At 53.2% G+C, this 23,929-nt stretch carries 19 protein-coding genes; 9 read left to right on the forward strand and 10 right to left on the reverse strand.

Annotated features, from left to right (window positions below; translation table 11 throughout):
- Window positions 1–216: 216 nt before the first annotated feature.
- The 6 genes from J3P35_RS05680 to J3P35_RS05705 all read right to left on the reverse strand — a co-directional run bounded on the left by J3P35_RS05680 (window position 217) and on the right by J3P35_RS05705 (window position 9,530).
- Window positions 217–1,458: an alpha/beta fold hydrolase gene (locus J3P35_RS05680; protein ID WP_210463380.1), complete on the reverse strand. Its 1,242-nt coding sequence runs from the start codon at window positions 1,456–1,458 to the stop codon at window positions 217–219.
- A gap of 306 nt (window positions 1,459–1,764) precedes the next feature.
- Window positions 1,765–4,725 carry a M16 family metallopeptidase gene (locus J3P35_RS05685; RefSeq protein ID WP_317195357.1) on the reverse strand — a complete coding sequence of 987 codons (2,961 nt, stop codon included), beginning with the start codon at window positions 4,723–4,725 and terminating at the stop codon, window positions 1,765–1,767.
- A 917-nt stretch (window positions 4,726–5,642) separates the two neighbouring features.
- On the reverse strand, window positions 5,643–6,182 hold the full coding sequence (locus J3P35_RS05690) for a hypothetical protein (protein ID WP_210463381.1): 540 nt from the start codon (window positions 6,180–6,182) through the stop codon (window positions 5,643–5,645).
- Between the two features lie 66 nt (window positions 6,183–6,248).
- Entirely contained in the window at window positions 6,249–8,192 is a 1,944-nt protein-coding gene (locus J3P35_RS05695) for a DNA polymerase III subunit gamma/tau (protein ID WP_210463382.1), read from the reverse strand.
- A gap of 137 nt (window positions 8,193–8,329) precedes the next feature.
- Complete coding sequence (locus tag J3P35_RS05700; RefSeq protein WP_210463383.1) at window positions 8,330–8,992, reverse strand: outer membrane beta-barrel protein; 663 nt, start codon at window positions 8,990–8,992, stop codon at window positions 8,330–8,332.
- Between the two features lie 103 nt (window positions 8,993–9,095).
- On the reverse strand, window positions 9,096–9,530 hold the full coding sequence (locus J3P35_RS05705) for a hypothetical protein (protein WP_317195358.1): 435 nt from the start codon (window positions 9,528–9,530) through the stop codon (window positions 9,096–9,098).
- A gap of 251 nt (window positions 9,531–9,781) precedes the next feature.
- On the opposite strand from J3P35_RS05705, the gene J3P35_RS05710 reads away from it, so the two are divergent.
- A complete protein-coding gene (locus J3P35_RS05710) occupies window positions 9,782–10,522 on the forward strand; it encodes a nucleotidyltransferase (protein ID WP_210463384.1) in 741 nt (246 codons plus the stop codon).
- A 154-nt stretch (window positions 10,523–10,676) separates the two neighbouring features.
- On the forward strand, window positions 10,677–11,498 hold the full coding sequence (locus J3P35_RS05715; RefSeq protein WP_210463385.1) for a metallophosphoesterase family protein: 822 nt from the start codon (window positions 10,677–10,679) through the stop codon (window positions 11,496–11,498).
- Window positions 11,499–11,701: 203 nt separating this feature from the next.
- Here J3P35_RS05715 and J3P35_RS05720 read toward each other — a convergent pair whose 3' ends face one another.
- Window positions 11,702–12,448 carry a class I SAM-dependent methyltransferase gene (locus tag J3P35_RS05720; RefSeq protein WP_210463386.1) on the reverse strand — a complete coding sequence of 249 codons (747 nt, stop codon included), beginning with the start codon at window positions 12,446–12,448 and terminating at the stop codon, window positions 11,702–11,704.
- Between the two features lie 142 nt (window positions 12,449–12,590).
- Here J3P35_RS05720 and pruA point away from each other — a divergent pair, with 142 nt between their 5' ends.
- The 3 genes from pruA to J3P35_RS05735 all read left to right on the forward strand — a co-directional run bounded on the left by pruA (window position 12,591) and on the right by J3P35_RS05735 (window position 15,684).
- Complete coding sequence (pruA, locus tag J3P35_RS05725; RefSeq protein ID WP_210463387.1) at window positions 12,591–14,243, forward strand: L-glutamate gamma-semialdehyde dehydrogenase; 1,653 nt, start codon at window positions 12,591–12,593, stop codon at window positions 14,241–14,243.
- Between the two features lie 308 nt (window positions 14,244–14,551).
- The gene (locus J3P35_RS05730; protein WP_210463388.1) at window positions 14,552–15,145 is read left to right on the forward strand and encodes a GNAT family N-acetyltransferase; all 594 of its coding nucleotides are present in this window, start codon (window positions 14,552–14,554) and stop codon (window positions 15,143–15,145) included.
- 50 nt (window positions 15,146–15,195) lie between these two features.
- On the forward strand, window positions 15,196–15,684 hold the full coding sequence (locus tag J3P35_RS05735) for a DUF4112 domain-containing protein (protein WP_210463389.1): 489 nt from the start codon (window positions 15,196–15,198) through the stop codon (window positions 15,682–15,684).
- A gap of 400 nt (window positions 15,685–16,084) precedes the next feature.
- On the opposite strand, the gene J3P35_RS05740 is transcribed toward J3P35_RS05735, so the two are convergent.
- Window positions 16,085–17,317, reverse strand: a complete 1,233-nt coding sequence (locus J3P35_RS05740; protein WP_246849986.1) for an ROK family transcriptional regulator — start codon at window positions 17,315–17,317, stop codon at window positions 16,085–16,087.
- 240 nt (window positions 17,318–17,557) lie between these two features.
- Between J3P35_RS05740 and J3P35_RS05745 the strand changes: the two genes are divergently transcribed.
- The 4 genes from J3P35_RS05745 (at window position 17,558) to J3P35_RS05760 (ending at window position 21,560) form a co-directional block, all read left to right on the forward strand.
- Window positions 17,558–18,289, forward strand: coding sequence for an adenine nucleotide alpha hydrolase (locus tag J3P35_RS05745; RefSeq protein ID WP_210463390.1), 732 nt, complete (start codon window positions 17,558–17,560; stop codon window positions 18,287–18,289).
- Between the two features lie 161 nt (window positions 18,290–18,450).
- Window positions 18,451–19,836, forward strand: coding sequence for a lysophospholipid acyltransferase family protein (locus J3P35_RS05750; RefSeq protein ID WP_210463391.1), 1,386 nt, complete (start codon window positions 18,451–18,453; stop codon window positions 19,834–19,836).
- Between the two features lie 480 nt (window positions 19,837–20,316).
- Window positions 20,317–21,045: an SGNH/GDSL hydrolase family protein gene (locus tag J3P35_RS05755; protein ID WP_210463392.1), complete on the forward strand. Its 729-nt coding sequence runs from the start codon at window positions 20,317–20,319 to the stop codon at window positions 21,043–21,045.
- A 98-nt stretch (window positions 21,046–21,143) separates the two neighbouring features.
- A complete protein-coding gene (locus J3P35_RS05760; protein ID WP_210463393.1) occupies window positions 21,144–21,560 on the forward strand; it encodes a T9SS type A sorting domain-containing protein in 417 nt (138 codons plus the stop codon).
- A gap of 194 nt (window positions 21,561–21,754) precedes the next feature.
- On the opposite strand, the gene J3P35_RS05765 is transcribed toward J3P35_RS05760, so the two are convergent.
- Both J3P35_RS05765 and uvsE read right to left on the reverse strand, forming a co-directional pair.
- Entirely contained in the window at window positions 21,755–22,756 is a 1,002-nt protein-coding gene (locus J3P35_RS05765) for a DUF6929 family protein (protein WP_210463394.1), read from the reverse strand.
- 118 nt (window positions 22,757–22,874) lie between these two features.
- On the reverse strand, window positions 22,875–23,768 hold the full coding sequence (uvsE, locus tag J3P35_RS05770) for a UV DNA damage repair endonuclease UvsE (protein WP_210463395.1): 894 nt from the start codon (window positions 23,766–23,768) through the stop codon (window positions 22,875–22,877).
- Between the last annotated feature and the right edge of the window lie 161 nt (window positions 23,769–23,929).

A 23,929-nucleotide genomic window follows, 5' to 3' on the forward strand; every position in this document is an offset into this window, starting at 1 on the left:
CCTGTTTTGGGGCTGTTTTGATGAAAACAGCCCCAAAACGAAAAAGGAGAGACTACTGATCGCTCCAACTTCGTTTTCTGATGGAATGCGTCCGAAATTACGGTGTAACGTGGCTACAGCAAAAGTAGCGTCGTTGCACTGCAACGACGTCATCCGGCAAGATGAAAGGGCACTATCTTCCCAAAACAAGGTTTGCCCGGGCCAAGGCACCTTCCATCATTTAGCCTGTTTCAGCTGGTTGATTTTCTCCAGGTTGTTCTTGCTGTTTCTGAGCGTGGAGGAATCGTTGGTGGCGGTGGCAAGTGCAATGGCTTTCTGGAACTGTTGTTCCGCCAGCTTGAGGTTTCCCTGCTTGAGTAAGGCTTCCCCGTAACTGTCAAATGCGTTGGCCGATTGTGGGTACTGGACCGTGTTGTATTTGAACGTCAGCAGGGCCAGAGCCATGTGGTCTGGACTATTGAGCTGCTGGTAGGCAATGGTGTTGATCATGGGTTCCTTGAACCCGGAGTTCTTCAGCGCCTCAAACACCACCGCCTCGGCCTTCGGTGCTTTGCGTTGTTTCAGGAGAACAGCCGCTTGTTTCATGCTCGCTTCCAGGGCCGCCATTTTCGCTTCGTGTTCCTGCCGCTGTTTCTCCTTGGTGGCGGCCTGCACCACCTGATTGATTGCGTTCACTACCAGCTCCGGCTCCTCGCGGTGTATGTTGTGGCCGCTTCTGGAGGTGATGACATGCGCGCCACTGGTAAACTGACTGAAGAACGCGTTGTGCAGATTCCGCCATACTTCCACGCCCTTCGGCTCGTGCAGGAACAACTCAGGGTTGGCACGTTTCTGAACCGAAGTCAGCACCACGGCCGGCACCTGGGGCAGCTTCCCGAAATGGGGCAATTCGGCTTTCTCAAAAATCTGGTTGATGGCTTCGTTCTCCTGCTTGAACTTAGCAGGCACGAAGCTGTTCTGCAGTTCCATGTCTTTTATCGCTTTGGCATAGTCTGCTTTTTTCAGTTCCTGCATCATTTTCTCGTGGGCAGGGTCCACAAATACAAACCCCTTCACTTTGTCCGGGTGCTTTGCTGCGAAAGCGCGAATAATGAAGGCTCCGTAGGAATGACCTACCAGAATGAAGGGCGCTTTGAGATTGGCCTTTTCCACCAGGGTTTCCAGGTCCTTCACCGCCTGTTCCAGGGTATGCGGATTGGGGTTAGGTTCCGAGTTGCCGGTTCCGGCCCTGGAGTACAGCTGCACCCGGTTGGTTTGCATCACCTCAGCGGCTACGTTGCCCCATACTTTATACGCTGTCCCAAAGCCCGATTCAAAAATGACGGTGTACTCTCCCGCGCCGGCCTGTACCATTTCCAGGGAGTGGTTCCCTACATTCACCATCTGGGTTTGCTGTGCCTGGGCCAGCGCCCTATTCCCTAGGAAAAACAGCAGCAGCAAGGTTCTTTTGAGCATCATAGAATTAGTTGTTTAGATAAGTTGTAGGTCAACCGGCTCTATATAAAGCCCCGGCAGAAGGTTAATATCTTGTAGATGCTATATAAAAGTCGTCGGTTGCCCGAGGGTTGTTCTTTTTCAGAATGCTGCTGCTCAGGAAAGAAAAGTACAACTGGATATGGAGGAGTATCCGCTTAATTTTCCTGCGGATTACTAACTCAGTTTTGGGCCGTTTTGGTGAAAAAAGCCCAAAAACAAAGAAGGAGCGACCAACGGCCGCCCCTTCCAAATTCTAATCACTAATAACTAGCGACTAATCACTAAGAGCTAGTACCCAAACAGCTCTTTCAAGGTCAACTGCTTCACAGTGCCGTATTTAGCCAGTTCCTTGAAGTTGAGTCGATCTTTTGACCCGATGACCAGAATGGTCTGGTTCTGGCCTTTCACAAACTGCTGCTGGAACGCTTTGATCTGGTCCAGGGTGAGGGCATCCAGGCTCTCGTAGATGTCGCGGCGAAGGTCATGGTCCACGCCCAGTTTACGGGCCTGCTCGTAGTTCATGAGAATGCCCACCTTATTGATGCGCTCCGTCGCGATGCTGTTGCGCACCGAGGCTTTGGCGTTGGTGAAGTTGGTCTCGGCCAGGGGCAGATCGTTCAGGAGTTCCTGCATACCGGCCATGGCCTCGGGCAGTTTATCAGATTGTGTCCCGATGTATGACATGATGTAGTTTGCGCGGTCTTTGCGGCTGGCGTTGGCAAACCTTGAGCTGGCCGAGTACGCCAAGGCGCGGGACTCGCGCAACTCCTGGAACACAATCGCGCCCATGCCGCCGTCAAAGTACTCATTGTACAGCCTAATGGTAGGCACCAGTTTGGGATCGTAGTTCAAAGACTTGGTCAAAAACAGCAGCTCGGCCTGCACCATGTCATAATTGGTCCAGTACACCTTACGGTCTTTGATCTCCAGTTCCTTGAAGGCATTCTCCGCAGGAACCGGTTTCAGGGTAGCCGGTACAATGTGGCCGGTGTTCAAGGTAGCGGTAATGGCCTGCAGCTCTCTCGGGCCATAGTACAGCACGCGGTGCTGGTAGGTAGGGATGCTCTTGATGCGGGAGATCAGCTCGGCGGGCTTCACTTTCTTCAGCTCCTGCTCGCTTAGAATATGTGTGAACGGGTTCTTAGGGCCATACTTGGCGTAGTTCACCATGGCCACACTGTGGATGGTGTTCTTGTCCAACTTCGCGTCTTTGCGGTCTTTCAGGATACCGGCCACCATGTCGCTCAAAGCCTTAGGATCAGCTTTGGGGTTCTGAAGGAGGCTTTCAAACAACTGCAGGCCTTTCTCCAGGTTCGCGTCCAGACCGGTGAGGGAAACATACACCTGGTCCTGGCCCGAGGAAACGCCAAACGAGCAACCGATCTTGAAGAACTCTTTCTGCAGTTCCTCGGCGGTGTATTTGTCGGTGCCCAGGTACTGCAGGTAATCCACGGCCAGACCCAGTTTCAGGTCGTTGTTCGTGCCCATGTCCAGGATGTAGAACAGGTTGAACAGGCCGTTTTCCTGGTTTTTGGTGTAGTACACCGGGATATTGCTTTTCAAAGTGCCTTCCTGGATGTCTTTCTTGTAGTCCACAAACTGGGGCTGCAAGTCAGACACGGTGCGGCTGGCCACCTGCTTGTAGAACTCAGACTGCGCCTCGCGGTTGGCGGGCACCGGCGTGATGGTGGGTTTCTCCACTTTCTGGGCATTGGGGTCCTGGCCAGTGCGCTTGTAAATCACGGCGTAGTTGTTTCCGTAGTAGCGGTTGGCCACGTCCATCACATCCTGCTTCGTGATCTTCTCAAAATTCTCTTCCTGCTTCAGGTAATCGGCCCAGTCCTGGCGGGCGATGAAGGCATCCACAAAAGCGGTGGCGCGGGCCGCGTTGCTCTCGTAGGCCTGCATCTTGCTGATCTTGTTCTTGTTCACGATGGCCGGAATCAACCAATCCTCAAACTGTCCTTTCTTCACCAGCTCAATCTGCTGCAGCAACAGGTTCTTCACCTGGTCCAGCGTTTGCCCTTGGCGCGGATTGGCACTCAGAAAGTGCGCGCTGTAATCATTGTAGACCTCGGCGAAAGAACCAGCGCCCAACGCGGCCTGCTTCTGGTTGATGTTCAAATCAATGAGACCAGCCTGACCGTTGCTCAGAATCTGGTTGATCATGCGCAACACGATGGCGTCCTTTGATTTGATGCCCGGAAAACGGTACGCCAGCAGTAGGCTCTCGGCCTCCGGACCCAGAATTTCCTTTACCACGGGAGCGGTGATCGGCTTCTCCTGCGGCGGGGTGTAGGTCGGGTCGGCTTTCTGCTGCCATCTCCCGAAGTGCTCATTGATTGTCCTGATGGTCTGATCAAAGTCCAGGTCGCCGCTCATGGCAATGGCCATGTTGTTGGGCACGTAGTAGGTATCGAAATACTTCTTGATCTCGGTGATGGAAGGGTTTTTCAGGTGCTCCACCGTCCCGATGGTGGTCTGGGCGCCATACTGGTGCGTTGGGAACAAAGCAGCAAACGCCGCCTCAAACGCCTTGTTGTTGTCAGAGTCCAGTGAGCGGTTTTTCTCCTCGTACACGGCCTCCAACTCGGTGTGGAACAAACGCGGGATCATCACGCCCAGGCGCTCAGACTCCAGCATGGCCCATTTGTCTACCTGGTTGCTGGGGATGTCGCCGTAATAAATGGTCTGCTCCACCCAGGTGCTGGCGTTGGAGTTCTTCATGCCCATAGCCGCTACCAGTTTGTCGTACTCGTTCGGCACGGCGTATTTGGCCGCCACGCCCGAGATGGAGTCTATCTGGTGGTAGGTCTTCTTGCGCAGGGCAGGGTCTTTCTGGGTGCGGTACTGCTCATACAGCGCCTCAATCTTGGCCAGTTCCTCTTTCTCCTTTTCCCAATTGATGGTTCCTAAGCGGGTGGATCCTTTGAAGGCCATGTGCTCCAGGTAGTGCGCCAAACCGGTGGCGTTGGCAGGATCGTTCTTGCTGCCCGCGCGTACCGCGATGTAGGTCTGGATACGGGGTGCATTGTCGTACTTGGTCAGGTACACCGTGAGGCCGTTGTCCAGTTTGTAGATGCGTGCTTTCAGCGGATCATTGGGAACGGTGGTGTAGGTGAACTCTTTCTTGGCCTCCGCTGCCGGAGTTTCGGTGACCATGGCGGTGGTTTGGGTTGGCGTACTGGTCTTGCACTGGGCAAACAGCATGGCTCCCATGAGGGAAAAAGCAATAAATCTTTTTTTCACGTCAGGTGGAATTTATCTGATAGATAGTAGTCAAATATAGGAAAACCGGGGGAGTTTATGATATTCTTTATAACGCTTTGATTTACAGGAGAAGTACAGATAAAGCAGTTTTCTTTTGTGGCCATCTGCTTTGCCGTTAAATGCTTTTTCTTGTGTACACGTAGTCTGCAATAGCTGGCGTGGCGCTGGTGTTTGCGTGGGTGCATGGGCTGGGTTGTTGCATGGCAGGGCTCCGAGCGCTCACGGCCGCGAGGCCCCGCCTTCCGGCCTCGCGCTGCGCCAGCTTCCTTTGCTCCTTTCAGTCGCAATGCCTTCGGCACCGGAACCTGACAAGGCGCTCCACCGAAAGGCTGGAAAAGGAAATACGTTTGCAGGAACGCCCCAAACTCACAGGTTTTGAAAACCTGTGAGGTCTTCTATTTATGACATGGTTCAAGTCTATGACTTGGACCCACCATGACCGGCAGTTTGCAAGGCCGTGAGGCGTTAGCCTCAAAAGCACACTTTTCCTGCTTGCCTGCCGCTCTATGCCTTTATCTAATTTTATAATTGTCAAAGATTCCTCCTTCGAAGGAGGGAGTGAGGATGTTTACACCTGCTGATTCACGCGTTCTCATCGTCCTTGAAATGTAGAGACAAGGCATGCCTTGTCTCCAACGTGTCCTCCGCATCAAGCAATGATTCCCTGAAAGGCAACCTGAGGTTTTATCAAACAGGCAGCAGCTGCAATTGCCATTTGCAGGACCTCCAGCCGCTGCGAAGTCTTTAGCGCAGATGGTAATGGTGGCGGGGCAGAGGCTGGTGCATTCCCGGAATTCCCCCTACTCGGAGGGGTAGGGGTGAGTTCACATGCCTCTTAATTGTTATCAGTGTTCCATTTCAAGCCCATTTTGCAGAAAACAGCCCGGAAGCAGATATCACAACCGGGAAGTAGGGGAGGTGAGGGTGTTCTCAGCGGGGATGTTTAATTGGCTGGAAAGGAGATGGAGGGTTTTCTGTGCCTCCTCGGCACTGTCGGTGCGGAGTTCGTAGTCTGGTTCCTGGGATTGGGAGTAGAGCCCAATGGTGTACCATAGGACCGGCGCAGCGGGTTCATGGTCGTGCGTGTGGCCGTGATCATGGTCATGGTCCTCGGCGGTTCTGAGGTGAGAGGTGAGCCGCACCTTTTGAAATGCTGGCAAGGGCGCCCATTTACCGGTTTTCAGGCCGAACATGCTCAGGTATTCCCGCACGCGGCGGTGCTGGAGATCCAGTTGGAAACCGTGGTAGGTGAACTTGAAGAGCACGCCCAGCAGGAGCAGGAGCGCACCCACTGAGAGCATCTGTATTGTGTCTACCGCATCGGTGCGCCACCAGGGGCTGCTGCCTAAGACCAGGCCAACTAACAACAGGGCGTACCCTAGGTAACTGAGGGGCCCAAAAAAGGAATCGGTTTTACGGTCTAGGAGGTGGCGCATAGGCACAAGTGGGTACAGACCTGTGAGACGCATAAGTAGCCCCGCAGGTTTAAAGAAAGCAGAAAGTTAGAAATCGGTATCCAGACCCAGGCGGTTTTTTAGGTCTTTGAGGGCCGGATATAGATCTGCCAGGTAGTTGTACTTGTCCTGCGAGGTGTAGAGCTTGCGGGCGTTCTCCTGCTGTACCACGTCAATATGCACCTGCAAGCGGTTGTGGCCTAACGCTTGGCGCAGGTATAAAAGAAATTCCGGTTTGAAGCTGTTGAACTCGGCTACCTGTACCTCATTCTCCACTTGTAAATGCACCTCGGCTTTCTCGGCGTCAAAATACCATTCGCGGTTCAGGATAGTGTACTCCAGGGTGCGGTCGGTGTGCTTCACGCGGTCCACGTACTGTTGCCAGAGCTGTTGCAGTTTGTGTTGGTTGATGGTGGGCAGGGAGCCGGGCACGTAAGCCTCGTTCTCCTCTTCCAGTACCTCTACCGCGGGTGCCGCCGAGGCTGCTACTTTCTCCTCAATGTTCTTCAGGCTAGGCAGCTTGGATAGTTTGCGGCTGGCCAGGGGAGAAGCAATAGGCCGGGCTGGGGCTGCCGGAGCCGGTGCGGGCATGGGCGGTGCCATGGAAGGTACCGGAGAAGGTGCCTGACTAGGGTAGGTGCCAAACACCGGATCTTCGCCCGCGTCCATATCAGCAGGGGCGGTGTTGTGGTGTGTTTCTGAGCCGTTTTTCGCGGAAGCGGCTGAAATCGGCGCCGCCGGTGCTGGAGCCGATGGGGCAATAACGGGAGCGGATGCCGGGGCCGGGCTAGCCGGAACAGCGGCTGGAGCCGAACCGTTTGGCGCAGCTACGCCGGAATTCCCATTAGTTTTTTTTTTGACCTCTCCGTTCACAGAGAGGTCTGAGGCAAGCTGCAAGGCATGCGGCAGGTGGGCCAGTTTCATGAGCAGCAGTTCCACGTGCAACCGCTGGTTCTTAGCCGCTTTGAAGTTCTGGTCGCAACTACCCACCAGGTTCAAGCCAGAAAGCAAGAAACTCAGAGACGCCTCCTGCGATTGCTTCGCGTATTGGGCCTTTATGTTCTCAGAAACCTGCAGCAACTGTATTGTCACGGTGTCTTTGCACACCAATAAGCTTCGGAAATGCTCGCCAATGCCCAGCACGAAGTTGTGTGAATCAAAGCCGTTTTTCAGGATTTCGTCATAAAGCAGCAGGGCACCGCTCAGGTTCTGGGTAAGCAGATATTCCGTAAGGCGGAAGTAATAGTCGTAGTCCAGAATGTGCAGGTTCTGCACGGTAGCCTTGTAAGTAAGGTGATGACCCGAGAAGGTCACCATCTGGTCAAAGATAGACAAGGCATCGCGCAGGGCACCGTCGGCTTTCTGTGAGATCAGGTGCAGGGCATCGTCATCGGCTTTGATGTCCTCTTTTTGGGCAATGCGGCCCAGGTGCTGCACCATGTCCTCAATCCGGATGCGGTTGAAGTCAAAAATCTGGCAGCGCGAGAGAATGGTAGGGATGATTTTGTGGCGCTCGGTGGTAGCCAGAATGAAAATGGCGTAGGCCGGCGGCTCCTCCAGGGTCTTCAGAAACGCGTTGAAGGCCGAGTTAGAGAGCATGTGCACCTCATCTATAATGTAGATTTTGTACTTGCCCGTCTGCGGCGCATAGCGCACCTGTTCCACCAGGTTTCTAATGTCTTCTACCGAGTTGTTGGATGCGGCATCCAGCTCGTGCACGTTGAATGAGCTGTTGTTATTGAAGCTTTTGCAGGAATCACACACGTTGCAGGCCTCTGTCTCCGGCGTAATGTTCTGGCAGTTGATGGTCTTGGCCAGAATACGTGCGCAGGTGGTCTTGCCCACGCCCCGGGGGCCGCAGAACAGGAACGCCTGCGCCAGGTGGTTACTGCTGATCGCGTTCTTTAAAGTAGTGGTAATATGGTGCTGCCCCACCACGCTATCGAACGTAGTTGGGCGGTATTTCCTAGCAGATACAACAAAATTCTCCATCGCTCTACAAAGTTAAAGGTTTCTAAACCGATTGCGAAACCGAATCTGGGCAGGGCAGGAAGGTTCTTGGTTTAGTGCAAAGGGTATGATGTTTCTGGCCTGTTTTAAGGAAAGGAGGCCGGAAACATAAAATTGACCTACTTATCCGCTAAAGAATAATGAATCCCAAAGAGCAGATTGGAAGTGTTGATTTTACCATCTCTTAAAGATTTGTTGCTGTCATGTAGATTGAAGTTATGCCTCATTTCACAACTTAAGCCTATTTGAGATGAGATGGCACGAGCATATCCGAGACCCAGGGAAAGACCAAGGCTTAAGTTCTTTGCATCTGAGTACGAAGAATATCTTACTCCATCGCCTCTGTAAGTGTGTTTAAGTAGTATACCTAAGTTAGGGCCGGTATTCAGAAACAAGCCCGTTTCCTTTAGGTTTATGCCAATTAGAATTGGGATGGAGAGGTAGCGGCGATTTTCTTTGAATAGAAACTCCTCAGCAGGTTCGTTTGGTAAATTATTAGGGTAATTTGTAAAGGTTGTGGCAGATCTTTTATTTTCAAACAGGAAGTTGGTTGCAAGATAGAATTTCTCAAACTGATACTTTGAAGAAACGCCAAAGGCTCCAATCAAAGCAATCTTGCCTTTATGTTCTAATTGGTTGGAAGCAAAAAGGATACTTTCTCCTAAATGGCTATAGTTAGGGCCAGCAAGAAGCCCAAGCTGAAAAGTGCCTGGTTGTTGCTGGGCAAAGCTGATTGTTGAGCCGGTGAATACACATAGTGCTAAAAGAATGTGTGTTTTCATGGTGTATTACTTAGGTATATAATATTTTATATATTATTAAAACCTATATAACAGATTGAATAGTATTTACTTGCTTAAATTTATTTGTCGGTCTTGATAACCTTTACCTGAACGGCCGCTTCACCAGACTCACCTGCCCCATGGCGTCTTTCTCGTATCTGGCCAGGCAATGCGGCTGGAACTGGGCGTCAAAGTTCTGGGCTCCGGGGAACACTTCTTTGGGGGCGGGCTGGCCTTCCAGGAAGAAGTAGACTTTGGTGTTGCCGTATTTGGTGTGGGGCATGAAATCGCCGTACTGTTGCATCTGGTCCCAGAGGCTGTCTGAGACGGTGACGGCGTAGATGCGCTGGATAGGGCCGGTGTTGTTCTCGTTCCGGTAGATGGCTACTTCCTCAAAATCGCCGGAGAGGTCCTGCACGCCGGGCTGGGTGAAGGCATCCTTGACAAACCAGACCATGAGCGCGGCAAAGACCGCCACCAAGGTATATTTCAATTTATTTCCAGACATCACGTGTTCCTGCGTTGGTTTAAAGCCCAAACTTACGCAGGCTTGCCCTAACCGCAAGCGGGAAGTTTAGGAGCCGCTTTTTATAAAAAGGCTTAAAAACAGAGATTTCCCGCTTTCTGGCCAGTTGTGACGCTGGGGAGATAACATTTTTCAAAGGATTCAGTAAATGCTATACCCACAGTTTCTATCATAAGGTTGGCTTCTGGCTACCTGTGAGCAGGGCGGTGGGCGGAGCGCCTAAACAGGCAGGCATCTTTGAACCTTTCAGCACTGATAATATTATGGAATTGGATGATATGGCCCCAGAGGTGGCCCAGGAATTTTACCCGCAAGCCCTTAAAATGCTTCACGAAAGCGGACTGCCTTTCTTAATGGGCGGTGGTTTTGCCCTCAGACAGTACACGGGCATGCAGCGTGCCATGAAAGACATGGACGTATTCTGTAAGGCCGGAGACTGTCCGCGTTTGCTCAAGATCTTCAATGACGAGGGTTTCAAGACCGAGCTGGTGGATGCCCGTTGGCTGGCCAAGGCCTATAAAGAAGGCAAATACGTAGACTTCATCTTCAACAACCCCGGCAACAACATGCCCGTGAACGACGGCTGGTTCCGGAGAGCTCCGGACGGAACAGAGTTTGGCGTGCCTGTGAAATACATCTCCGCCGAGGACTTGTTCCGCTGCAAAATCTACGTGCAGAACCGCGAACGCTACGATGGCTCAGACTTGAACCACCTTATTCTGCGCCACGGCGAGCACATGGATTGGGAACGTATTCTGCAGACCCTGGAGCAGCACTGGCAACTGGTACTCATGCAGTTGCTGTCTTTCCAGTTCGTGTACCCCTCTGAGAGAGACATCATTCCGCGCTGGCTGTTTGATGAGCTGTTGCTGCGTGCCAAAGAGCAGTTTGACATGCCACCGCCAACCGAGAAAGTGTGCCGCGGTTTGCTCATAGACCAGACCCAGTACGCCCCGGCCGTTACCGAGTGGGGCTTCAAAGCCATGACCATCATGACCATTTAACAAGATAGTAGATGTTTGAAAATAGATGTTTGATTTTCAGTAGGAAAGGGAGAAGGTAAAGCGGTTTTAAACCATCAGCTAATCTTCGCACGTATTCTATGGCTCAAACAAGATGTCTAACATCTAATGTCTAGCGTCTAAAATCAAATCAAGCATGGAACAACAACCGCAGACCTTCATTGCGCCGCAGCCCGTTCAACCGTTACAGCCCCAAGCCACTGATCAGCCCAGTCCCACCCCTGAGGCCCAAAAGCCGGTAAGGATTGCCGCCGTGGGCGATATCCACGTGCGGGAGACCGACAAAGGCAAGTGGGTGGATTTTTTCAAAGCCGCCTCTGAACAGGCCGAGATCCTGCTCTTATGCGGCGATCTCACTGACCATGGCTACGCGAAGGAGGCCGAGGTACTGGCGGAGGAAATGCGGGCCTGCACCATTCCGGTGGTCTGCGTGCTGGGAAACCACGACCATGACAAAGACGAGCATGATGCCATCCGCAACTGCCTTGTCCGCGACAACGTGCATTTCCTGGACGGCGACGCCGTGGTAGTGAAGAACGTGGGTTTTGCGGGCGTCAAAGGTTTTGGCGGCGGTTTTGACAAGTACATGCTTTCCATGTTTGGCGAGTTAAGCAACAAAGCCTTCGTGCAGGAAGCCGTAGATGAAGCCCTTAAACTGGAGGCCGGCCTCTCGCGCCTGGATACCGAGTACCCCGGCGTGAAAAAGATTGCCGTGCTGCACTACGCCCCCATCAAAGCCACCGTGGAAGGGGAGCCCGAGGCCATCCACCCGTTCTTAGGCTGCTCGCGCTTGGCTGAACCCCTGGACCGCCAGAACGTGCTGGCCTGTTTTCACGGACACGCCCACGTGGGCACCCTGGAAGGAGAGACCCCCAAAGGCGTAAAGGTCTACAACGTAGCCAAACCCATCCTGCAGAAAGCCGGCTTTGCCATGCCGTTCTTTTTGTTTGATGTCTAGAAGACAGTCCTGAGTTCTGAGTCTTTTGGAAAGAACTTGTAGGGGCAATCCCTTGTGGTTACCCTTATTGTTTTCAGCGCGGGTTAGGTCGTTGGTGATAACAATAAAAAGGCGAAAGCTCCAGGCCCTGCGTGATTAACCAAAACAAGAATTACATAAGCCTGTTTAAGGTCCGGTTTTCTGAAATCAGGCTTTAAACAGGCTTATTTCTTTATCCTTCCTATCCGGCTGAAGACGGGGAACCGCACTTCCTTGGTCTCGTTTTCAGGCCACAATTCCTTCACCTGTTCCATAAAGCCATTCACCGGGTTGTCGCCATTCTTCCGGATGTAGGACTGCACACTGGACCAGGAATTGAGGTAGCCTTCAAAATCAGGTAAGGCCCATTGAGCGGTGATGGCGCCGGTGAAAGCGGGTTCTTCCTGAAAGGGGAACGGAATGGTGGTATAGGCTTCGTCCACGTAACGCCGCTCGAAATTCCAGTACGGGCCCACCGTGCCTGAGTAGAAATGGTTGAATAGGGCATCTACCTCCGGCGAGATGGAAAGCACGCCGTATCCCCAGAGGGCCAGAATAGCACCTGGCTTGGCTACCCGGTTTACCTCCTGGTAGAACCTCTCAAAGTCAAACCAATGCACGGCCTGGCCCACGGTGATCAGGTCAAAGGAATTATCCGGGAAGGTAGTGTGCTCTGCTGGCATCAGGTGGTAGGTGATGCGGTCTGAGGCGGGTGCTTTGGAAAGCTGCTGCTCGCTGATATCGGTGGCGTGTACATGGGTGAAGAACTTGGCCAGTTCCAGGGCTACCTGTCCGTTGCCGGTGCCGCAGTCCCAGGCCAGTTCGTGCGTTTGCAGCAGGGAGCGCAGATGCTGGTAGAGTTCTGGCGGGTACGTGGGCCTGAACTTCTTGTACAGACCCGCCTGGGTGGAGAATAGGTCTTTGGGTGCCATTGCAGAGAAAATTAACGTTAGAAAGAGGAACCGTTGGGGTAAAAAGCCCATAAACCCATTGGCTACCATGGGTTAGCCTTTTTTACTCTAAACCCCTACCTTTGCTTATCTCATTACCTGAATTTAAAAACCAATACCCAATATGGCCAACGGATTTTTTAATGTCCCCATCCCGGTAAACGAGCCCGTAAAGAGCTACGCGCCCGGCAGCAAAGAAAGAGAAGAACTACTTAATGCCTATAATACGCTGCGCGAGCAGCAATTGGATATTCCCATGTACATTGGGAGCGAGGAAGTGCGCACCGGCAACCTAATGCCCGTAACTCCTCCGCACGACCACAAACGTGTCATCGGGAATTACCATTACGGTAACGCCAGCCATGTGCAGCAGGCTATTGACGCCGCTCTGGCTGCCCGCGAGCAGTGGGCCCATATGCCTTGGGAAAGCCGTGCCGCCATCTTCCTGAAAGCCGCTGATCTGCTGGCCGGACCTTTCCGGGCACGCATGAACGCCGCCACCATGCTAGGTCAGTCCAAGAACGCCTTCCAGGCCGAGATTGACGCCGCCTGCGAGATGATTGACTTCTTCCGGTTCAACGTGAAGTACATGACAGACATCTACAAAATGCAGCCGGAGTCAATGCCGGGCATGTGGAACCGTCTGGAGCACCGTCCGCTGGAAGGTTTCGTGTTCGCCTTAACGCCGTTCAACTTTACCTCTATCGCCGCTAACCTGTGCGCCGCTCCGGCCATGATGGGTAACGTAGTGGTATGGAAACCAGCCAACACCCAGGTGTACTCGGCCCACGTGATCATGGAGCTGTTCAAAGCTGCTGGCTTGCCAGACGGTGTGATCAACCTGGTGTACGTAGACGGTCCTGAGGCCGGCGATGTCATCTTCAAGCACCGCCAGTTCGCGGGTATCCACTTTACCGGCAGCACCGGCGTGTTCAACAACATCTGGAAAACCATTGGCGAGAACATCAACTCGTACCGCGGTTATCCACGCATTGTGGGGGAGACCGGTGGTAAGGACTTTATCGTGGCGCACAAATCGGCGCACGCCAAAGAAGTGGCCGTGGCTATTACCCGTGGCGCTTTTGAGTACCAGGGACAGAAATGCTCTGCTGCTTCCCGTGCCTACATTCCTAGCAACATCTGGGAGGAAGTGAAGGGGCACGTGGTAGAAGACCTGAAATCCCTGAAAATGGGTGATCCGCAGGACTTCGGTAACTTCATCAACGCCGTGATTGACGAAAAGTCCTTCGATAAACTGGCCAAGTACATTGATGCCGCCAAGAACGATGACCAGGTAGAGATCATCGCCGGCGGTAACCATGACAAGAGCAAGGGTTACTTTATTGAGCCTACCTTGATTGTTGCCCAGGACCCGCAGTACGTAACCATGTGCGAGGAGCTCTTCGGGCCGGTACTCACGCTGCACGTCTATGATGCCGATAAGTTTGAGGAGATTCTGGAGATTGTAGATACAACCTCTCCTTACGGATTGACGGGTGCTATTTTCTCCAATGACCGTTACGCCGTTGAGCTTGCCACGAAGAAACTGAGCCACGCGGCCGGTAACTTCTACATCAACGACAAACCTACCGGTGCCGTAGTAGGGCAGCAGCCATTTGGCGGTTCCCGCGCCTCCGGTACCAACGACAAAGCCGGTTCCATGCTGAACCTTTTGCGTTGGACCAGCGCCCGTACCATCAAAGAAACGTTTGTACCGCCGGTAGATTACCGCTACCCATTCCTGCAAGGCGGAAGCGCCGCTGAAGGTGCCCTCTAAGCGATTCTGACCTTATTTTCTGGAAACAGCCCCTAAACGGAAATCCGTTTAGGGGCTGTTTTGTTTGCATCTTTTCTATTGTCATCCTGAAAGGATCTTTTGGGAGGACGGTAATGACGTACAAGCCAAGGCATTTCCAGTTTGCTCACAAGATCTTTCCAAGATGACAGTAGGTGAGGTGACAAAAGGAGAAGCTATCCCTGGAGACACCGCAGGAGGCAAGAAAGCGACTTTCTGGGCAGCAAAAGGGGAAGGTTTACCCAAAGTCTGTTATCTTGGCTTTTAGAACTCACCAGAAGAAGCTGGCTATGAAAACTCCCGCACCGGTTACCCTCAAAGGCAAGCATGTGATACTCCGGCCTCTGCAGGAAAGTGATATCCCGGAACTGTGCCGGGTTGGTTTGGAGGAAGACCTTTGGCGTTTGAGTCTGAACGTACTGCGTACCCCAGAGGACATGGCGGCTTACGTGCAGGCTGCCCTCAAAGCCCAGGAAGCGGGCACGGCCCTTCCATTTGTCTACCAGCATCCCACCACTGGCGAACTCATGGGCAGTACCCGTTTCGGGAACATTGACGTGGCCAACAAGGGCCTGGAGATTGGCTGGACCTGGCTGATGCCGGCCTGGCAGCGCACCGGCGTGAATACCGAGGCCAAGTACCTGTTGCTTCGGCACGCCTTTGAAGACCTGGGCTGCATTAGGGTGACCCTGAAAACCGATGTGCTCAATGAACGGTCCAGACAGGCCATGCGCCGTATAGGGGCCCGCGAGGAAGGCATTCTGCGCAACCACATGGTCACTTCAGACGGCCGCGTGCGCGATTCGGTGATTCTCAGTGTCATTGACCGCGAGTGGCCCGATGTAAAGGCCCGGCTGGAGGGCATGCTGCAGCGGCAAAGCTAAAACTAATCTTACTGCCTGTTTCTGCGTATGAAGGAGAAATCCCCAAAACCATGCAGACAACCCCGCCCGTTACACCCGTTGATGAACGCCTGAAGTGGGTAGAGTCTATCTCCAGGCTACTGGATAACCAGTTTGTGCTGCCGGGCACCAAATTCCGGTTCGGGTTAGACCCCATCATGGGTTTATTGCCCGTGGTAGGCGATCTTTCCTCCTTTGCCATGTCTGGGGTGCTGGTCATGACCATGGCCAAGCACGGAGCCAGCCGGGCGCTGGTGGTAAGAATGCTGTTCAATATTTTCCTGGATGCCGTGATAGGAAGTATCCCCATTGTGGGCTGGCTCTTTGACTTCGGGTACAAGGCAAACCAGAGAAACGTGAACCTGCTGCGCCGCCACTACCAGGAAGGCAAGTACCAAGGCAAAGGCACCGGTTTCATCATAGGCGTGCTCATTGCTTTCCTAATCCTGTTCGGGCTGCTGCTTTGGGGTCTCTGGAAAGTAGCCGAGTACCTGTGGCTGTGGGCCTCCTCGGCGTGGTAATAATTAAGAGAGAACTTCAGAAAGATAACAAGCCTTGTTTTAGCCCTGTTTATTCAAAATCAGGGCTGAAACAAGGCTTTTCTGTTTGACAAAAGCATGCCTTCTGGACCCGCTGGCGCGAGCGTCCCGCTCGTGTCCGCACGCATTGCAGATCCTCTTCTGCTTCCTGGTTTCAGAGTTCAGGCATTCCCCTCCATTCTAATTGACAGCACTCCTCTTGTTTGTCATCTTGGAAAGATCTTGTGGGCGAACTGAAAAGGCGTTGAAGAAACGGGACTACCGCTTGTTCCCAAGATACTTTCAGGATGACAAAACGGTGTTTTAAAATGCGTGCGGACACGAGCCGGAGGCTCGCGCCAGCGGATCTTATGCCTCAGACATTAGAGCGATTAAATAGAACTTAATTATGCTCCAGCGCCAGGTACCGATGACGCACCAGCAGGCAGGCTCCAATCACGCCGGCTTTCTCGCCCAGTTTGGAGACTTTGAGTTGGGTGTCATTGTTCACCAGGCTGAGGGAGTAGCGTTTGATGGCGCTCTTGATGGGCAGCAGGATGTAGTCCTCGGTAGAAGCCAGGCTGCCACCCAGTACCACCAACTCGGGGTTGAAGACGTTGATGAGGAGCGCAATGCCGCGGCCTATCTTGTCGCCTATCTTAGCGATGAGTTCTATGGCCAGCACATCGTCGTTGTGGGCGGCGGTGATGATATCCTCCAGTTGCAGGTCCTCCGGTTGGATGTTGTTCTGCGTAATGACGGTGGAGGCGCCGGCCAGCATGCTTTCCCTGAACATCTCAATCAGAGCCCAGCCCGAGGCCTCGGTTTCCAGGCAGCCTTTCTTGCCGCACTTGCACATCTTCTCGTTCTGGTACAGCGGAATGTGGCCAAACTCGCCGGAGTAGCCAGATTTGCCGTAGTACAGCTGGTTGTTCAGGATCATGCCCATGCCAATGCCGTAGTCCAGGTTCAGGAACAATACGTCTTTCTCGCTCTCTACCACGCCTGAGCAGAACTCTCCGTAAGCCATGGCCCGGGAATCGTTCTCCAGGAACACCTTAATGCCGATCTCCTTCTCAATGATCTTGCTCAGCGGCGCATCATGGAAATCAAAGAGGTTGTAGTTGTAGCCCTTGGCGTAGTTGATGCGACCCGAGAGGTTAATGCCTATGCCCAGAATCTTCTCCTTAGGAATGGGCAACTCAGAGATGAAGTTGTTGATGATGTGGCACAGCTCGTCAAGTGATTCTTTGTCGTTGGCCAGCTTATAAGGGTAGCTCTCGAAATCTGAGATGAGATTCTTCTGGAAATCGGTGAGGCCGATGTTGATGTGGGAGGTTTTCACGTCAATGCCCAGAAAGAAGGCAGACTCGGGTGCCAGGCCATAGACGTTGGGTTTGCGGCCGCCCGTGGAGTCTACTTTGCCGTGGTCCTGCACCAGGCCGTCCTGGATGAGGTCATTGAGCAGGCTGGTGATTTTGGGAACGCTCACGTTCAGTTCCTTGCTCAGCTCGGCAATGGTGGCGTTCCCCGTGTTGGCGAAATAAGAAATGACTTTCTTCTTGAGGTTGACGTTCTTAAAGGCCACCCCGGTAGAGAAATCACTGTTTATTTCCTCAAAGAAAGTCATTGTCATCTTCGGTTCGTATGCATGTAGCTAGAGGGGGAGCAGTTTTTCTGCTTGCTCTCCAAATTTAGTTATTTCCAAACAAGGAATGTCGCTTTTTCATAATTCTTCTGCACCTGTTTAGCACTATTCCTAAAGAACGATGCAGTCTGCCCGTAGTCCGTTGATAGCCAGCGCCCTGTGTCAAGAGCCATCCGTTTTTAGCAAAATACCTTGAAAACGGCCCGTCAGAAGCAGTACCTTACGAGCATGAAACCCCTTGCCATCTTTAACTGGAGCGGCGGCAAAGACTCCGCCCTGGCTTTGCACCGGATACAGCAGGCGCAAACTTTTTCCCTGCATGCCCTCTTCACCACGGTAAGCCAGGCCCACGGACGCGTGACCATGCACGGCGTGCGCGAGGAACTCATGCAGGCGCAGGCAGCCGCTTTGGGTTTGCCCTGGCAACCGCTCTACCTGCCCGAGGGGGCCAGTATGCCGCTCTACAACCAGGCCATGGCCCAGGCCTGGACCCAGTTCAAAACCGATGGCGTGACGCACGGCATCTTCGGGGATATTTACCTGGAGGATCTGCGGCAGTACCGGGAGGAGCAGTTGGCGCAGGTGGGGGTTGAAGCAGCTTTTCCGTTGTGGGGTGAGCAGCCCACGACTTTGCTGGAGGAGTTCTGGCGGGCGGGTTTCAAGGCCAAAGTAGTCTGCGTGAACGGCCAGCACCTGGATGCTTCCTTCGCCGGCCGTGACCTGGATGAGGCTTTCGTGTGGGATTTGCCCGCCCACGTAGACTCCTGTGGCGAGAACGGTGAGTACCATTCCTTTGTCTATGATGGGCCCAATTTCCGCCAGCCGGTGCCGGTGCAGTTGGGTGAGGTAGTGTTCAGAAGCTACGCCCCTGCCTCCCAGACGCAGGAAGATGAATGCTTCGCGGAGAAGCCGACACCCTATGACACCGGCTTCTGGTTCTGTGACCTTCTGCCCACCTAAATGAAAGTTCTCGGGATAAACCTGGTGTAGGCAGACTTTCCCTAAAACAGGCCGTAAACGCCCCAAGGATTGGCAATATCGGCGCAGCTGCGCTATTTTAAGGACCTTTTTCTGAAATAGATTTGAAAATGCGTAGCTTTCTTCCCTAATCCAGAGCCCCTATGCTGTACTTTCTGCTTAAGACCCTTTTCAGGATAGCGTTGCGCGTTTTCTTCAGGCGTTTCACGGTGAACAACCGGCACCTGCTGTTCTCTGATGGGCCCCTCATAGTGGTCTCCAACCATCCCAACACGCTCATGGACCCTATTGTGACGGCCTCGCTCATGAAGCAGAACATCTACTTCCTGGCCAAGAGCAGTTTCTTTAAACCGGGCATCCAGGGGTGGCTTTTCCATAGACTGTTCATGATTCCGGTGTACCGCCGCGAGGACGTAGGCGACAGCGGCACCGCCCAGAATGATGCCACTTTTGCCAAATGCTACGAGTTTCTGGGCAAAGGCGGCACGCTCATGGTTTTCCCCGAGGGCAACAGCTTCATGCAGCGCCGCCTGCGTCCGCTGAAGACCGGTACCGCCCGCATTGGCTTGGGTGCCGAGGCCCAGCACGATTTCAACCTGGGTTTGCGCATTATTCCGGTGGGCGTGAACTACTCAGACCCGTCCCGTTTCCGCAGCGATGTGTTTGTGAACGTGGGCGAGCCCATCCACGTCAAAGATTTCCAGGCGGCTTACGCCGATGACCCCTTCAAAGCCTCGCACGTCCTCACCGATGAGATAAAGGCTCGCCTGGAGTCCCTGGTCATCCACACCGAAACCGACGAAGAAGACGCCCTTGCCCGCCAGGTGGAAGCCGTGTACCAGGACCAACTGGTAAAAGAACTGGACCTGGCCCCGTCTGAACCCCAGGAGCGTTTCCTTATCACCAAAGGCATTCTGCAGAGCATTAAATACTTTGAGGCCCGCCAACCCGAGCGCATCCATTACCTGCGCGCCGAGCTGCAAAACTATCTTCAGCACCTGGAGAGCGTAGGCCTGGTCCCCGATGCTTTCAAGCGCATTCCTAAACGCCGGGAGGTGGCCTGGGGCACCGTGCAAACCATCCTTTACCTGTTCCTTGGGTTTCCTTTTTACCTGTTCGGGGTGGTGCACAACTACCTTCCGTACCTCTTGCCCGCCAAGATTGCCCGCATGCTCACCAAAGATATTGAGTTTTATGCGCCCATCATGATGACCATTGGCATGTTCACCTTCCCCATCTTCTATGCACTGATTGGTTGGGCAGTGCATGCCTGGCTGGGGTTTTCGGGTTGGGCGTTGGTGGCTTATTTGGTGGCTTTGCCTGTGACCGGTTTCTTTGTGCTGCACTACTGGCACCGCATCCAAATAGCGCGCCGCAACTGGATTTTCTTCTCGTTGTTTTCTAGGCGTTCAACCGTGCTGCATAGCCTGCTGGAGCAACGCACCCGCCTGATGACCGCCCTGGAGCAAGCCCGCCAGGAGTTTTTGGCGTCTTTTCCGGAGAATAATGCTGAAACAAAGAGTGCTTGAAATTCTCTTTCCTGGTTCAAGTCTGTGACTTGGACCTATATTGGCTGAAGTTTGCAACTTCAGTGAGGCGTGAGCCTCAAAACCACTTTACGGAATTACTTCCTACGTTCTTCCTTACCAAGCCTCAGGGCTGCAGCCGCGGCCTGCGGACGGAGGTGGGATTCTGCGGTCCTAGCCTTGTTCTCACCGGTTTTTGAATGTAGAGACAAGGCATGCCTTGTCTCCAGCGGGTCCTCCGCAATAACAGGCAACTATTGGAAATAACCGGGAGCAACCGGAAAGGGCACCCACAAGAGGTGCCCCTACATTGCCCTCTGCCCGGGGATGCCTCCTCCGCCCGCCGTTGTTGGTGTTATCACCAATAACCATAATTGCATATCCCTGCGTCCTATCCCAAGTTGAACAATCCAAAGAAGCAGGCTGTTGCGTAGATGAGGTAGGAGGCAGGTGGTTCTGCTTCTGTTTATCAATTCTACCGTTATGTATTTTCTCTCCAGGTTAGTGTTGTTTTTCGCGGGTATTCTGTTTTTGGCGGGCTGCTCGTCTTCAGGTAAGGAGGAAGTTGAAAATACGCCAACTCCTAAAATCCCGAGTTCGCCTTCTGCTTCCACCGCTTACCTGGCCTTGGGCGATTCTTACACCATCGGGCAGGGTGTGGCGGCTACGGAGCGGTGGCCGGTTTATTTGGCTAATATGCTGGGGGCGGAAGGGGTGAAGGTGGGCGAGCCGCGCATCATTGCGCAGACCGGTTGGACCACTGCCAATCTTCTACAGCGCGTGAAGTCTGAGAAGTTTGACGGAGATTTCGGGTTAGTCTCGCTTATGATAGGGGTGAATAACCAATACCAGAACCGCAGCCTGGAGGAGTTCAGGATGCAGTTCAAAGAGCTGTTGGCGCTGAGTACCAAACTGGCGCAAAACGACCCTAAAAATGTGCTGGTGCTTACCATCCCAGACTGGGGTGCCACGCCTTATGCTTCGGGCTGGGACCGGGCGTACATCACGGCGCAGATCAAAAAGTTCAATGACGTGATCAAAGCGGAGACGGTTGTAGCAGGTATTACCGTTATAGATATTTATGACATGACTTTGGCCGTGAAAGAATCGCCTCAGCTTTTGGCACCTGATGGATTGCACTACAGCGGATTGATGCACCAGCTATGGGCGCAACAGGCCTTGCCGGAGGCGAAGAAGAAACTCCTGGATTAAATTTTTTTGGGAGGTCTCATTTTTGGAACGGTATATGTAATACGGATTTTGCCGCCGCAGCGACACAAAATTAACCTCACAATCTATCCCGTATGGAAATGAAATTTAACGCAGTTGGTGCCCTGTTAGTGGCAGGGATTTTAACGTTGTCTGGTGCCTCGGCGCAAACCCCAAATAAACCCATTGCTTTGCAGAAAACCGCTTCTGTAGCCAGGGTTGCTCCTGGTAAAGACGCACCTGTCCGTCGTGAGACTTTATCCGGCATAGACCTGTTTCCTCAGGACAAAAAGAACGATATTTTCATGCTTTCTTTCCAGCAGGAGATCCCCGAGGATGGGGTACTGGAGCTCACCAACTATGCGGGGAAAGTATTATACACCACCGTCATCCCTAAGGGAGACAATACCCTGGCACCTCCCTTGAACATAGGCAAATTGAAAACCGGCACGTACCTGGTGGAAGTAAAAACTGGCAACACGGTGTACTGGAAAAAGCTCCGCGTTAGGCTGAGGTAATATCAAGAAATCAGAGGTATGTTGCCTTCTGATTGGGATCAGTCCACTATTCTTGATTTCCCTTCTGGGAGGGGTAGGAGAGGGTTCCTCCTGAAGCTATATCTGAGGCGTGCTTTCTCAAGCCTTTCTTCTGAATTTTGCCAACAAAAAGGCCTGCGGTATTTTCTCCGCAGGCCTTTTTGTTTGTGCTGATTTTACCAGTTGAAGGTGAGCAACACCAATTCTGAGGAGCCATCGTCATTATCGGCCACGGCCACGGCTTCCAGGTGGTGGCGGTGTTCGTCTATAATACAGATAGATTCAATTTTGCTTTTAAGGATACTGCCGTCTTTCTCTTTCACGGGGATCACGGTCTGCGGTACGGTGGCCTGGGCAGAACCCTTAGGGTGGGCTTTGAGCCAGCCTACCAGGCTACCATAGACTTCCCCGTCCAGCACGGCGTTGGGCGTTTCCTCGGCAGAGGCCGTGAACAAGAGCCTGCCACCCAATCCGGTCGCCAGACCAGAGAAGCCGGTTTTGATCTGGGCCAAATCGGGAAGGACCCAGGGCTGAATGGCAGATGGTTGGGGTGCCTCGCCTCTGCCGCGCAGGAAAGACGTGATAGACGACAGCGTATAGGTGATGAGCACATTATGGCCGCCCGGCGCAAAACGCTGCAGCAGGTATAGGTATTCCTCATCTGCCGAGAGACCTTCAATGTTGAGGGCGGCTTCGCCGGTGATGGCTTTGTTCTGGCGCAGCTGATCGTAGAGTTTTTCCAGGGGTACCTGTACCGGTTTGCCCGCGCCCTGCCGGGTGATGGGGACCAGATAACCGACATTACGCATGCTGGTAGCCCCCGAGCCCACAATGAACAAGTACGGTTGCCCTTCCAGCATCACCGAGGTAATGGCCTCCAGGTCTGGTTTCACGGGTTTGGGAATGCGACCGCCCACCATTGATTTCGCCTCCAGCAAAGACACTTTCTGCACCACCTTAAACTGCTCATTGAGGCAGAACAGGTACGGCGAATCATCCCCGATGACGTAATATTGGTCGCCTACGCGCTCAATGCCCGAGGCCGAGGGAACGCCCTCCAGCACCATTTTCTGGGTTACAACAGCGGCAGGTTGGGCTGAATCTGAGGATGACTGGCAGCCGGTGGAGAATACAGTCATGGAAAGAAAGAAGCAAAAGCAAAGTTGACGTACGAACATAATCATTTTGGGTCTACCCTAAATCTGATCCATGGACAATGACCTATTCCTCGGATGTATGGTGTACGAGGCAAACTTGTTTTTAGCCCGATTTTAAAGAAATGACGGTAAAACAGCATCAGACCAGGGCCATTTCTTCCAGTACCTGCCGCGCCCGCAGGCAACTGGCTTCCTTGTCTTTGATCTCCAGCATAATGTCCACATCCAGCCCGTTGAGGTGGGTGAGAAACTCGCGGAACAGCTCGGTCTCTATGCTGGTAATGTGCTTGCCCTTGCGCTCGCCGGGGCTCTGGGAGCTGTAGTCCATCATGAGCACGCCATCTTGCTGCGGGTGCCAGGTACCTGAGGCCAGTTGCAGGGCCTCTTCCATGGGCTCGCCGTTGTTCAAACACTCGTGATGGAAATTATCGAAGAGGATGGGGATGCCTGTCTCAGCGTGCAGTTCCAGGCAATCCTGCAGACTGTAAAGTCGGTCATCGTTCTCCACCACCAGGCGCGCCTTCACGGCCTCGGGCAGTTGGTGATGGAAGGTCTGGATAAAGCGTTTGAGGGCCGCAGGTTTGTCGCCGTACACGCCACCCGCATGGATCTGCAGTTTGGCCGTGGAGTCCAGCCCCATCAGATCCATAACGCTGCCCTGGTATACCAGCTCCGCGATGCTGTTGCGCACAATGCGCTCATCTGGCGAATTGAGTACCACAAACTGGTCTGGGTGCATGGAGATGCGCATGTTGTGCTTCTTGATGTAATCGCCCAGGCGCCGGAACGTCATCTGGAAATGCTGCTGCCAGTTGTAGGTGCAGATCTCGTGCGAGGCGAACGGCACCAACCCGGAGCTCATCCGGAAGAACAGGAATCCGTGCTCCAGGTTGTACTCCAGGATACGGCGCAGACAGGCCAGGTTTTTCTCCACCATCTGCACCAGCCGCTCCTCATTGTAAGAAGCCAGCCTGAACGTGCCCGACGAACTGCAGTCCAATGATTCATTCACACAGGGATATCCGATCTTCATGGTTCACAAGGTTTGATGCTATAAACCCTTGCCCCAGGCATAAGTTTATGGATTAGTTAACGAAGGCCCGCCCGTTGTGTTCCGATGAAGTGCTGTGTTTGAATAAATGAAGTTCTAGCTTTGGACAACGTCTGCTTGATTCAGGTGCGTGACATAGCGTT

The sequence above is a fragment of the Rufibacter roseolus genome (assembly GCF_017916365.1).
In the GTDB taxonomy this organism is placed as follows: Bacteria; Bacteroidota; Bacteroidia; order Cytophagales; family Hymenobacteraceae; genus Nibribacter; species Nibribacter roseolus.